At 63.4% G+C, this 12,408-nt stretch carries 10 protein-coding genes and 3 pseudogenes; 7 read left to right on the top strand and 6 right to left on the bottom strand.

Translation table 11 applies throughout. From position 1 onward, the window contains the following. From Q427_RS26540 to Q427_RS26525, 4 genes and pseudogenes are all read right to left on the bottom strand, one after another. The coding region (locus tag Q427_RS26540; protein ID WP_043518477.1) for a tripartite tricarboxylate transporter TctB family protein at nucleotides 1–374 on the bottom strand (374 nt) is incomplete at its 3' end. A gap of 213 nt (nucleotides 375–587) precedes the next feature. Continuing rightward, nucleotides 588–1,870, bottom strand: a pseudogene (locus Q427_RS26535) (TRAP transporter large permease). A gap of 3 nt (nucleotides 1,871–1,873) precedes the next feature. After that, entirely contained in the window at nucleotides 1,874–2,443 is a 570-nt protein-coding gene (locus Q427_RS26530; protein ID WP_043518475.1) for a TRAP transporter small permease, read from the bottom strand. 66 nt (nucleotides 2,444–2,509) lie between these two features. Continuing rightward, on the bottom strand, nucleotides 2,510–3,586 hold the full coding sequence (locus Q427_RS26525) for a TRAP transporter substrate-binding protein (RefSeq protein WP_043518474.1): 1,077 nt from the start codon (nucleotides 3,584–3,586) through the stop codon (nucleotides 2,510–2,512). A 265-nt stretch (nucleotides 3,587–3,851) separates the two neighbouring features. Here Q427_RS26525 and Q427_RS26520 point away from each other — a divergent pair. From Q427_RS26520 to Q427_RS26505, 5 genes and pseudogenes are all read left to right on the top strand, one after another. Further along, nucleotides 3,852–5,652: pseudogene (locus Q427_RS26520) on the top strand (IlvD/Edd family dehydratase). A gap of 1 nt (nucleotide 5,653) precedes the next feature. Further along, entirely contained in the window at nucleotides 5,654–6,415 is a 762-nt protein-coding gene (locus Q427_RS26515; RefSeq protein WP_442905586.1) for a DMT family transporter, read from the top strand. Further along, nucleotides 6,400–6,600 carry a hypothetical protein gene (locus tag Q427_RS37225; RefSeq protein WP_442905585.1) on the top strand — a complete coding sequence of 67 codons (201 nt, stop codon included), beginning with the start codon at nucleotides 6,400–6,402 and terminating at the stop codon, nucleotides 6,598–6,600. Before Q427_RS26515 ends, Q427_RS37225 begins: the two co-directional genes overlap by 16 nt. Nucleotides 6,601–6,631: 31 nt before the next feature. Next, on the top strand, nucleotides 6,632–7,390 hold the full coding sequence (locus Q427_RS26510) for a FadR/GntR family transcriptional regulator (protein WP_043518479.1): 759 nt from the start codon (nucleotides 6,632–6,634) through the stop codon (nucleotides 7,388–7,390). Nucleotides 7,391–7,494: 104 nt separating this feature from the next. Then, a pseudogene (locus Q427_RS26505) lies at nucleotides 7,495–9,239 on the top strand (IlvD/Edd family dehydratase). Nucleotides 9,240–9,289: 50 nt separating this feature from the next. Here the strand turns inward: Q427_RS26505 and Q427_RS26500 are convergent. Together Q427_RS26500 and Q427_RS34920 are read right to left on the bottom strand one after the other, a co-directional pair. After that, nucleotides 9,290–10,138, bottom strand: a complete 849-nt coding sequence (locus Q427_RS26500) for an ROK family protein (protein WP_231613939.1) — start codon at nucleotides 10,136–10,138, stop codon at nucleotides 9,290–9,292. Next, on the bottom strand, nucleotides 10,021–10,431 hold the full coding sequence (locus Q427_RS34920; RefSeq protein WP_231613938.1) for a hypothetical protein: 411 nt from the start codon (nucleotides 10,429–10,431) through the stop codon (nucleotides 10,021–10,023). Before Q427_RS34920 ends, Q427_RS26500 begins: the two co-directional genes overlap by 118 nt. 324 nt (nucleotides 10,432–10,755) lie before the next feature. Here Q427_RS34920 and Q427_RS26495 point away from each other — a divergent pair, with 324 nt between their 5' ends. Both Q427_RS26495 and Q427_RS26490 read left to right on the top strand, forming a co-directional pair. Next, nucleotides 10,756–11,487, top strand: coding sequence for an SDR family NAD(P)-dependent oxidoreductase (locus tag Q427_RS26495; protein ID WP_155833711.1), 732 nt, complete (start codon nucleotides 10,756–10,758; stop codon nucleotides 11,485–11,487). Nucleotides 11,488–11,524: 37 nt separating this feature from the next. After that, nucleotides 11,525–12,408 (top strand): sugar ABC transporter ATP-binding protein (locus Q427_RS26490; RefSeq protein WP_043518472.1); only part of this gene is annotated, 884 nt, incomplete at its 3' end.

Raw genomic sequence — 12,408 nt, 5'->3', positions numbered from 1 at the left:
GGCGGATCGACCCGATAGTCGTGATAGCAATAGATCACGAAGACCAGAAAAGCCGAGGCCACATAAAACCCGAAAACCATCAGGATCAGAAAGGTCAACAGCATGACGATCCCGGGCACCAGTATCTGGAATACCAGGGTGTCACGCATCTTGCTGCGCTCCTCCTGCACATTCGCAATGGCCTCGTCGCCGGCAACGGCCAGCTTCTTGGTCTTGATAGCCGCATCGATGAGCATCAACAGGCCGGTAATCCCGATTCCCCAAAGCACCATTTTCGGGAACATGGCGGAACGCCTGGGGAGATCGCCCACCTGTGTATATAGCAAGCCCGAGGCAATGATCAGGATGATGCCCAGAATAAAATTGGATCGCATGTGGCCAACTCGCACATCTTGTAATATTGGATATCGGTAACATTAATCAATCGATGTTACCGGTAACTTGGATTATAAAATCCTAGCCAATGGTGCGTAGCATGTCAATCGCTGTGTCCCTCGTTTCTTCACTTCTCGAAGGCAGCACCAAGCCGCTCCACTGGCAGGCGCACCATGGCTATTGCCTTCTGCTCATGACCCAATGCTCTCCGCTCAGTTGCCGCGCACGGCGGTCAGGTCCGGCAGCCAGGTAACGATGCCGGGGAAGGCGATCAGGATCACCAGCACCACCAGCAGCGTCGCGTAGTACGGCAGCATCGCCTTGACCAGCGACTCCATCGAGACCTTGCCCACCCCGCAGCCCACATAGAGGCAGGTGCCCACCGGCGGCGTCAGCAGCCCGATGCCGAGGATGAAGGCCATCAGCACCCCGAAGTAGGCGGCATCGATCCCCACCGTGGTGACGATCGGCGTCAGCATCGGCGCCATGATCACCATGGCCGGGGTCAGGTCCATCACGAAACCGACGATCAGCAGCAGCACGGCCACGATCATCAGCAGCCAGAACGGGTCCTGGGTGATCGCCTGCACCTGGCGCACCAGGGTCTGGGGCACCATGTTGATGGTCAGGAACCAGGCGATCACCGTGGCGAAGGCCAGCAGCAGCAGCACCATGCCGGTCAGGCGGGCGGTGCGGATCAGCATGCCCCACAGGTCGCGCAGGCGGATCTCGCGGTAGAAGACCAGGGAGATGAACAGCGAGTAGAGCAGCGCGGCCACCGCCGCTTCGGTGGCGGTGAACACCCCGCCGATGATGCCGCCGATCACGATCACCGGGAGTACCAGGCCAGCCAGGCGGCCTTGAAGGCCTGCCACAGCAGGTCGAGGCGGAACTGGCGGGTCTGCCCGGCGCCGCCGAAGCTGGCCATGATGAAGGTGGTGACCATCAGCCCGAAGCCGATCAGCAGGCCCGGCACGATGCCGGCGATGAACAGCCGGCTGATCGAGGTCTCGGTGACGATGCCGAACAGGATCAGCGGAATCGACGGCGGGATGATGATGCCGATCACCGACGACACCGTGTTGATGGCGGTGGCATGGGGCGCGGAATAGCCCTGCTGCTTCATCGACGGGATCATCATCGAACCGGTGGCGGCGGTATCGGCCACGGCCGAGCCGCTGATGCCGCCGAAGAACATCGAGCCGGTGATGGCCACCTGGCCCAGTCCGCCGCGCACGAAACCCACCAGCGCGCCGGCCAGTTCCATCAGCCGCCGGGCGATGCCGCCGGCGCTCATCACTTCCCCCACCAGGATGAAGAACGGGATCGCCAGCAGCGGGAAGTTGTTGACCCCGCGCACCGACTGCTCGATCAGGATCGACAGGGGAATGTCGGACATCACCGCCAGGACCACCGCGGCCACGCCGAGGCCGAAGGCGATCGGCAGGCCCAGGGCGATGGAGGCAAACAGGATGCCAAGAAAGATCCACAGCATGCGCTACGCCTCCCGGCCGGTGCGAATCAGGGTGATACTGCGCCAGGCGCGCCAGATGGCCACGGCACCGATAAAGGCGGCGCAGAGCACCAGCGAGACATTGATCAGGTTCCAGGGCACGCCGAGGATGGCGGTACGCCCGGTGGAGCGGGATATCACGACGTAGCCGCCCCAGATCAGTACGCCCATCAGGGCGATGATGATCAGGTGCTGGATCAGGTAGAGCACATGGGCGGCGCGCGGCTTGAGGCGGCGCACCAGGAAGTCCACGGCGATGTGCTCGTAGCGGGCGAAGGCCGCCGCGGCGCCGATGAAGATCAGCCAGATGAACAGCATGCGGGCCAGCTCGTCGGCCCAGGGCAGCGAGCGGTTGAACAAGGCGCGGCCGACCACGTTGCCCGATACCGAGATGATGAGTGCCACCAGGATGGTCGCGATCAGGTGCTCCATGAGCACCGTCAGCCAGCGGAAGAGGGCCGGCCCCTTGCGGGCCTCGAAGTCGAGCTCCAGCGCCTTGCGGTTGGGGTCGTCGAGGTACTCGGAGGGGTCGGGCGGGGGGCTGGATGAGATCATGCAAAGCTCCGCTGGCAGGGCAAGGGCACACAGGCCCCGACCCTGCCAATCAGTCCAGGGGAGGAATCAGTCGTTGCCGGCCGCGTTGGCGATTTCCCGAATGCTGGCGATCAGGTCCTCGCCGATGCGGGGCGCCCACTCGTCGTAGACGGGCTGCACCGCTTCCTGGAAGGCGGCGATCTGCTCGTCGTCGAGACGGGTGATCTGCATGCCGCGTTCCTCGAGCTGGTCCCGCGACCAGTCGTCGTATTCGGCCGCCAGCTGGATCTCGTACTCGGCCGACCGGCGTGCCGCTTCCTGCACCAGCTCCTGGTAGGCCGGGTCGAGGCGGTCCCAGGTACGCTCGGACATCATCATGATGAAGGGAGTGTAGACGTGGCGCGTCTCGGAGCCGTAGTCCTGCACCTCGTGGAAATTGGAGGTCAGGATGGTGCTCCACGGATTCTCCTGGCCGTCGACCACACCCTGCTCCATGGCCGAGAACAGCTCGCCGAAGGCCATCGGCGTGGGGTTGGCTCCCAGGGTTTCCCAGATGGAGAGGTGTACCGGGTTCTCCATGGTGCGAATGGACAAGCCGCGCACGTCGAGGCCGGCGACGTCTTCCGGTGACTCGACCGGGCGGGCGCTGTTGGAGAGCTGGCGGTAGCCGTTCTCGGAGAAGGTCAGGGCCTTGATGCCGGTGCCCTCGAAGGCATCGAGCATCTCCTGGGCCACGTCGCTGTTCATCACCGCGATGGCGGCTTCACGGGTCGGCAGCAGGAACGGCAGATCGAAGACCGCCAGTTCCGAGACATAGGTGGTGGCCGGCGACGAGGAGGGATAGCTCATGTCCAGGGTGCCGGTCTGGAGCATCTCCATCATCTGCACGTCGTCGCCGAGCTGGCTGTTGGGGAAGATATTGACGGTGATGCGGCCGTCGGTCCGCTGGGCGAGGATGTCGGCGAAATAGCGGCTGGAGAGATACTGCGGCGAGGTCTCGGCCAGGCCGATGCCCATGCGGATGGTGTGGCTGCCGTGATCGTCGAGTACGGCGCCGTCGATGGCGGGCGGGTCGGATAGGTCGGGCGTCGCGGCGTGAGCAATGCTGGTGGCAAGAAGTGCTGCGCCCGTCATTGCCAGGGTGAGCTTCCAGGGGTGGTGCATGGTATGAGCCTCCGTGCGCAGTGCTGCTGAGGTGGTGTCTTCAGCATCTGGTGAGCTGCGCAGTGCGTTGTTGTTGTCGAAGATAGCGAATGATCGACATGGTCATCACCATGCCTAGGATAGAATGTCGGACTTATTCCCCATTTGTTCAACATATACTTTTGTATGTGTCGACTATGCTGGCGTTTGCAGCGTAAGGTCAACAGAATGAGGAGGCCACTGAGTCATCCTTTCCTTATTTCCCACTCAGGCGTGGAGCGAGACGATGGCCAAGCCAAGCCGGATCAGCCCCGAACAGCTGCGCTCGCGCTACTGGTTCGACAATCCCGAGCATCCGGGGACCACGGCGCTGTGCATCGAGCGCTACCTCAACTACGGCCTGACTCTGGACGAGCTGACCAGCGGCAAGCCGATCATTGGCATCTGCCAGTCCGGGTCGGACCTGACACCCTGCAATCGTCACCACATCGAACTGGTGAAGCGGGTCAAGGACGGCATTCGCGGCGCCGGCGGGGTGCCGTTCGAGTTCCCCATGCACCCGATCCACGAAAACGTGCGCCGGCCCACTGCGGCGCTGGATCGCAACCTCGCTTACCTGGGCCTGGTCGAGGTGCTGCACGGCTATCCCCTGGACGGCGTGGTGCTCACTACCGGCTGTGACAAGACCACCCCGGCGGCGCTGATGGCCGCGGCGACGGTCAACATTCCGGCCATCGTGCTGTCCGGTGGGCCGATGCTTAACGGCTGGCGCGGCGCGGAACGGGTCGGCTCGGGCACCATCATCTGGGAGCTGCGCAAGCGCCTGGCAGCCGGGGACATCGACTATGCGGAGTTCCTGTCACGGGCCAGCGATTCGGCACCCTCCATTGGCCACTGCAACACCATGGCACTGCTTCGACCATGAACTCCATGGCCGAGGCGCTGGGGATGAGCCTGCCCGGCTCTGCTGTCATTCCGGCGCCTTACAAGGAGCGTGCCATGGTCGCTTTCGAGACCGGCACGCGCATCGTCGAGATGGTCTGGGAGAACCTGCGACCGCTGGATATCCTGACCCGCGAGGCATTCGAGAATGCCATTGTCACCTGTTCGGGGCTGGGTGGTTCCAGCAATGCCCCGGTGCACATCAATGCCATTGCCCGCCATGCCGGTGTGGAGCTCACGAATGACGACTGGCAGCGCCTCGGCTACGAGGTGCCGCTGCTGGCCAACGTGATGCCTGCCGGGGCTTACCTGTGTGAAGAGTTCTACCGTGCCGGCGGGGTGCCGGCGGTACTGCATGAACTGCTCGCTGCGGGCAAGATCCATGGCGACGCACTGACCGTGAATGGCCAGACACTTGCGGCGAACCTGCAGGGCCATGAGACCCAGGATGCGAGGTGATCCGCCGTTACGCCAACCCGCTGGTGGAACACGCCGGCTTCCTCAACCTGAAGGGCAACCTGTTCGACTCGGCGCTGATGAAGACCAGCGTGATCTCGCCGGATTTCCGGGCGCGCTTTCTCAGCGACCCCGACGACCCCGAGGCCTTCGAAGGCAAGGTGGCGGTGTTCGACGGCTCCGAGGACTACCATGCGCGCATCGACGACCCGCAGCTCGGCATCGATGAGCGCACCATCCTGGTGATGCGGGGTGCCGGCCCGGTGGGCCATCCCGGTGGTGCAGAAGTGGTCAACATGCAGCCGCCAGCGGCCCTGCTGCAGCGCGGCATCGAGTCGTTGCCGTGCCTGGGCGATGGGCGCCAGTCGGGGACCTCCGGCTCGCCGTCGATTCTCAATGCTGCGCCGGAAGCAGCTACCGGTGGGGGGCTGGCGCTGCTCGAGAATGGGGATCGGCTTCGCGTCGACCTGCGGCGGGGAGAGGTACGGCTGCTCGTGGGTGACGCCGAAATCGCGGCGCGTCGGCAGCGGCTCGAGGCCCGCGGCGGCTATATCTATCCGGATCACCAGACCCCCTGGCAGGAGATCCAGCGCAGCATGGTGGAACCGCTGGATCGTGGCATGACCCTGGAGCCTGCGACCAGGTATCGTGACGTCGCTCGCCGGCATCCACCGCGGGACAATCACTGAAATGAGCCGCTTCAGCACCTTGTCCCATCGCCAACAGGGCCTGCTGCTGACCGGCGGCGGGGCGCTGATCATGGCGCCCGATGCGCTGCTGATCAAGGTTGCCGACCTTCCCGATGCGGAGATCCTGATGTGGCGGGGGTTTCTCTCGGCACTGGGCTTCCTGCTGATCGCCCTGATGCGCTATGGCCGGGGTACCGTGGCGGCTTATCGGCGCTGTGGCTGGACCGGTATCGCCGTGGCGCTGCTGTTCAGCCTGACCACCTGCGGTTTCGTGCTGGGTAACCAGTACACCAAGGCGGGCAACGTGCTGATGATCCTGGCCGGTGCGCCACTGATCGCCGCCGCCCTGTCCTGGGTGATCCTCAAGGAGCGGCTGCCGCGGCGAACCTGGCTGGCGATCTGGCTGTGCATGGGGGGTATCGCCATGATCGCCCTGGACGACGCGGGCGCCGGCTCCTGGGTGGGCAATGCCTTTGCCTTGATGGCGGCCACCACCCTGGCCATCAATTTCACGCTATGTCGCACACGCCCGGGCATCGACATGAGTCCGATGCTGGTCTTCAACGGTCTTATTGTCGGCAGCGTCGCTGGGCTGTTCTGGCTCGTCGGCAGTGAGCCGGTGGCACTGCCGGCGACGAACCAGCTCGCCGTGGTGATCCTGCTGTGCCTGGTCATCGTGCCCTGCGGGGTCACCCTGCTGCAGCGCGGACCGCTCTATCTGCCGCTGCCGAAGTGGGACTACTGCTGTTGCTGGAAGTGGTAGTGGGCACCTTGCTGGCCTGGTGGATTCTCGCCGAGCAGCCGGCGCCGATGGCAATGGTCGGCGGCGTCCTGGTGCTAGGCACTCTGTTTGCCAAGGGGCTGTATGAGCGTCGACTGGAGCTGAGGCTGCGAGCGGGTGTCGACCCGGCGCTGCGAGCGCCGGCAGACCGGTCGAGTGCGTTATGATATTCAGGAATCGAAACAGGATCTTATCGCCGTGACCTCATCTCTACGCAAGCCATCGGCCCGCGCCAGTATCGCCGAATATCTGGCCGAGGCGATCTTCGCCGGCCGCTACCAGCCGGGCGACTTCGTGCCCCGGGAGCTCGACCTTTGCGAGCGCTTCGCCATCAACCGCTCGGCGGTGCGCAGCGACCTGCGTCAGCTTGTCGATGCCGGCATCATCGAGCGTATCTCCGGTCACGGGTCCAAGGTCCGCGAGTATGCCGAGTGGCATATCCTCGATCCCCAGGTGACCGAGTGGATGTCCCGCTATGCAGCGCCCAATCCGGAGATCCAGCGCGAGATACTGGCCTTTCGTCTCGACGTCGAGCCCTACGTGGCGATGACCGCGGCGCGGCGTGCTACGGCACGCGATCTGGTCGCCATCGAGGAAGCCTTCGAGGGACTGGGGCAGAACCTGCGCAATGCTAGCTGCGCCGAAGAGCGGCGCCTGCACAGCGAGTGTGACGTGGCTTTCCACGTGGCGATCTTCAAGGCCACCCACAACATCGTCTGGGCGCAGCTGTCGCACATCCTCAGGCCGTCGATCCATCTGTTGGTGACCATGTCCAACGAGCACGCCAGTGACCCCGAGGAGAGCCTCGAACGCCATCGTCAGGTGATGGAAAGCATACGCATGCGGCGTCCAAAGGAAGCCTTCCTGGCCGCCCAGGCGGTGCTTGCCGGCACCGCAGACGCCCTGGGACTCGAGCCCGGTGCCAGTTCGCTGGGGCGAGGCTTCGAGTTGCCCTGAGCGTATCGATTGCCACCTTGATCCAGGCTGCCGCAGACCGGGCATGCCACCCCGAGACCGAAGCCGGGCGCCTGAACCTGACCCCCGTTATTGGAGACTTTGTCATGACCGACCGCCCGCGTTCGTTGCGCTCTGCTCAATGGTTCGGCACCGCCGACAAGAACGGCTTCATGTACCGCAGCTGGATGAAGAACCAGGGCATACCCGACCACGAGTTCCAGGGAAAACCGATCATCGGTATCTGCAACACCTGGTCGGAGCTCACGCCCTGCAATGCCCACTTCCGCAAGCTCGCCGACCACGTCAAGCAGGGTGTGCTGGAGGCCGGTGGTTACCCGCTGGAGTTTCCCGTCTTTTCCAATGGGGAGTCGTTGCTGCGGCCCACAGCGATGTTCACCCGCAACCTGGCGAGCATGGATGTCGAGGAGGCGATTCGCGGCAATCCGCTGGATGCGGTGGTACTGCTGGTGGGATGCGACAAGACCACCCCGGCACTGCTGATGGGCGCGGCCAGCTGCGATATCCCGACGATTGTGGTGACGGGCGGTCCAATGCTCAATGGCAAGCATGAGGGCAAGGACATTGGCTCCGGTACCGTGGTCTGGCAGCTCTCCGAACAGGTCAAGGCCGGAAAGATCTCGCTGCATGATTTCATGGCCGCCGAGGCCGGCATGTCGCGTTCGGCGGGCACCTGCAACACCATGGGTACTGCCTCGACCATGGCCTGCATGGCCGAGTCGCTGGGCACCACGCTGCCGCACAATGCCGCGATTCCCGCAGTGGATTCGCGCCGCTACGTGCTGGCACACCTGTCCGGTAACCGCATCGTCGAGATGGTCGACGAGGATCTCACTCTGTCGAAGGTGCTCACCCGCGAAGCCTTCGAGAATGCCATCCGCACCAATGCCGCCATCGGTGGCTCGACCAATGCGGTGATTCACCTCAAGGCGATCGCCGGGCGGATTGGCGTCGACCTGGCGCTGGACGACTGGAGCCGCGTTGGCCGCGGCACGCCCACCATTGTTGATCTGCAGCCCTCGGGGCGCTTCCTGATGGAGGAGTTCTACTACGCCGGTGGGCTGCCGGCGGTGCTGCGCCGCCTCGGCGAAGCCGAGCGCCTGCCACACAAGGGCGCCCTGACCGTCAACGGCAAGAGCCTGTGGGATAACGTCAAGAATGCGCCACTCTACAACGATGAGGTGATTCGTCCTATCGACAAGCCGTTGGTGGCCGATGGTGGAATGTGCGTGCTGCGGGGCAACCTTGCGCCTAACGGGGCGGTGCTCAAGCCTTCGGCGGCAAGCCTGAATTGATGCAGCATCGCGGCCGGGCGGTGGTGTTCGAAGACTTCGACGACTACAAGGCGCGGATCAATGCTCCCGACCTGGCGGTCGACGCCGACAGCATTCTGGTGATGAAGAACTGCGGCCCGCGTGGTTATCACGGCATGGCCGAAGTCGGCAATATGGGGCTCCCCGGCAAGCTGCTCGAGCAGGGAGTCACCGATATGGTGCGGATATCGGATGCACGCATGAGTGGTACCGCCTACGGCACCGTCGTACTGCACGTCGCGCCGGAAGCGGCCGCCGGCGGCCCGCTAGCCGCCGTGCGCGACGGCGACTGGATCGAGCTCGACTGTCACTCTGGGCGCCTGCACCTGGAGGTCGACGAGGCCGAACTTGCCACGCGCCTGGCTCAAAGCGACCCCACTGCGGCCTCGCGGCGTATCGCCAGCGATGGCGGCTACCGCCAGCTCTATATCGAGCACGTGCTGCAGGCGGACGAGGGCTGCGACTTCGATTTCCTGGTCGGCTGTCGTGGCGCCGAGGTGCCCAGGCATTCCCACTGATGCCAGCAGGGCGCCGTCGACATCAGAGTCAGGTCCCATGCAGTAGTCGATCAGGCACTTGCCTGGCAGCCCGCCAGGGTCTGGAGGTCGGTGGCATGGAGGGTCATGGCGATGCCGCCGAGGAAGGTCATGTCACGGTCCCATGGGCTCGCGGCCAGGCGGCTCGGTCCGATGAGTTCCTTGACCAGGGCTTCGTCGATCGCCTCTTCCATCGAGGGCCGCATGGCTTCGAAGCCACGCACGCCGGAGCCGGTGATCAAGACCAGATCGGGGTTGAACAGTGCGAGTACGTTGGCAATGCCATAGCCCAGTGCGCGGCCGGCCTTGTGGTAGATCTGGCTTGCGATGGGGTCCCCCTCGATGGCCAGCTGGTTCAGCGCCTGCATCTGCGCGTCGGAAGGGTGTGCGCTATCCCCGGGCGGCAAGGTCAGCATGGCGCGGGCTTCACGGTAGAGAGCGTAATCACTGGCATAGGCTTCGATGCAGCCGCGTCGGCCGCAGGCACACAAGGCCCCACCGGGTTCGTACTTGGTGTGGCCGAATTCTGCTGCCGAGCCGTTGGTGCCGAGAAAGGGCTTGCCGTCGATGAAGACCGACATGCCGATACCATAGCCGAGCATGATGACGATGAGGTTGGGGTAGGCGGCATAGTCAGGGTGGCTGGTCAGGGCCTTGGCGATGCAGTTGGCGTCGTTTTCGAGCAGCACCGGACAATCGAATACAGTGGCGAGACGCTCCGAGATGGGAGCATTGCGAAAACTCAGGGCCGGCGACCAGATGATCAGCCATTGTTGGGCGAAACCACCCCCTGCACGGCCAGGCAGATACCGGCGAGATGGTGATAGGTGCCGACCACATCGGCTCGTATCGCTTCGATCTTCTCTTCCAGCGTTGCGCACAATTCCTCGAGGGTGAGGGGCAGTGTGGTGAGAGAGTGGAGAGTGCTGTGGCGTATCTGGCCTGTGAAGTCCCCCACCACGATCTGAATCTCGTTGATCGATACCTTGACGCAAATGACACAGGCGGCTTCCGGATTGAGCTGGATCAGGGTCTTGGGTCGTCCTCTACCCCCGCTGCGGCTCGTCTCTGGGGGACGTTCGCTGATCAGTCCTTGGCTCAGCAACTCTGCGGTGATCGATGTGACGGTCGCCGAGCTGATGCCGTTCATCGGCCCCAGGTCTACTCGAGCCATCGGACCCTTTGTCCGTAGTGAGTCGATAACGGATAACGTATTGTCTTGCCTGTTTTTTTCAATAATCTGAGTGGCCATTCAGGCTACCGATTCGTTTAATTTGATAGGAAAAGTATATCAGCCAGCTGGCGCTATGGTCATCGGAAAATTACCGTGATCTTGCTTTTTCGTGAGCGAGATCACCGCCATTCGTGTGGCGTGAAAGCCTTCCAAGCTTGGAAAACCCCCGTTTTTTACGACCTAAGTGGTATATGCGAGGTATTATTTTATCGCCTAAAGTAAATGCAGATTTCATGCTCTACATAACAACAAAAGGTGACCCTCATGCTCCCCCCTACTGCCCGCTATCCCAGCCTCGATGGGCGTGTCGTCTTCGTAACCGGAGGCGGCGGCGGGATTGGTGCCGCACTGACCCGCGCCTTTCATCGACAGGGTGCCCTGGTTGCCTTCGTCGACATCGATGATGAAGCCAGCCAGACATTGTGTCACGAACTCGAGGCGGAAACGGGCAGGACAGTGGCCTATCGCCACTGTGATATCCGCGATGTGCATGCCCTCCAGGCGGTGATTCATGAGATTGGCGAGACGCTGGGGCCAATCCGCACGCTGGTGAACAATGCCGCGAACGATGATCGTCACGACTGGCGCGAGATGAGCGTCGAGTACTGGGATGAGCGCATGTCGCTAAACCTGCGCCCCATGTTCTTCTCCATCCAGGCGGTAGCCGATCATATGGCGGCGGCGGGCGGTGGCTCGATCATCAATTTCGGCTCGATCAGCGTACGCCTCGCGCTGGGTGATCTCGCCGCCTATGTGACGGCCAAGGCCGCCGTTCACGGCCTCACACGCAGCCTGGCCCGGGATCTTGGTGAGAGGAACATTCGCGTCAATACAGTTGTGCCCGGCTGCATCCTGACCCGGCGTCAGCTCGATAAATGGATCAGTCCCGAGGACGAAGTGCGCATCCAGGAGCATCAGTGCCTCAAGGTGTGCCTGGCGCCGGAGCATGTGGCGCCGACAGTGCTGTTTCTGGCTGCGGATGACAGTGCCAGCTGACCGGCCAGGAATTTCCTGTCGATGCGGGGTGGGGATAATGGACGCGGTCAATGAGGTGCGACTCGAGGGACGACACATTTCTCGCTCCTTTGGAGGCAATCAGGTGCTGTTCGATGTGGACCTGATGCTGCGGGCGGGAGAGGTGCATGCGCTGCTGGGCGAGAACGGCGCCGGCAAGTCGACGCTGGTGCGTATCCTCGCCGGGTATCTGTCACCGACATCGGGCGAGGTTGCCATATCAGGTGAGCCGCGACACTACCGCTCAAGTGGCGAAGCGGAAGCCGACGGTGTCGTGATGATCCATCAGGAGCTGGCGCTGGCGGAGCAGTTGACCGTCGAGGAGAACATCTTCCTCGGTCGTGAAATACGGCGCGGTCCCTTCCTCGACCAACGGGCCATGCGTGAGCGCTGCCGAACGGCGCTGGTCGAGCTCGAAACCCGGGTCGATCCGTGCGCCAGGGTCAAGGATCTCAGCACCTCCGATCAGCAGATGGTCGAGATCGCCAAGGCGATCACCCGCGACGTGCGTGTACTGATCATGGATGAACCCACGGCGACCCTCACCGAGCATGAAGTCGAGGTGTTGTTCGCGCTGATCAGGCGGCTGCGCCAGCGTGGCGTGGCGATCCTGTATATCTCCCACAAGTTGCGCGAGATCGAGCAGATCGCCGATCGCGTCACGGTGCTGCGCGATGGCCGGCTCATCGACAGTGGTCCGATGGCCGGGCGCAGCAAGGAGGAGCTGGCGCGCTTGATGGTGGGGCGCGAGATAAGCGAAATGTACCCCGAGCGCAGCACGCTGGCGAGCGATGCCCCGGTGGTGCTGGAGGCGCGCAACATGGTGGTGCCCGGGGCCGTGAAACAGGCGAGCTTTWCCCTGCGGCGTGGCGAGGTGCTGGGTTTCGGCGGGGTGGTCGGTGC

This window comes from Halomonas sp. BC04 (assembly GCF_000568385.1).
Note: the sequence above shows the minus strand (reverse complement) of the source record. Positions and strands in the feature narration are given on the sequence as shown.

Bases quoted from the DNA above. Each gene is read 5' to 3' on its own strand.
- Q427_RS26530 (WP_043518475.1), bottom strand. From the start codon at position 2,443: ATGATCTCATCCAGCCCCCCGCCCGACCCCTCCGAGTACCTCGACGAC.
- Q427_RS26525 (WP_043518474.1), bottom strand. From the start codon at position 3,586: ATGCACCACCCCTGGAAGCTCACCCTGGCAATGACGGGCGCAGCACTT.
- Q427_RS26515 (WP_442905586.1), top strand. From the start codon at position 5,654: ATGAGCCGCTTCAGCACCTTGTCCCATCGCCAACAGGGCCTGCTGCTG.
- Q427_RS34920 (WP_231613938.1), bottom strand. From the start codon at position 10,431: ATGGCTCGAGTAGACCTGGGGCCGATGAACGGCATCAGCTCGGCGACC.
- Q427_RS26495 (WP_155833711.1), top strand. From the start codon at position 10,756: ATGCTCCCCCCTACTGCCCGCTATCCCAGCCTCGATGGGCGTGTCGTC.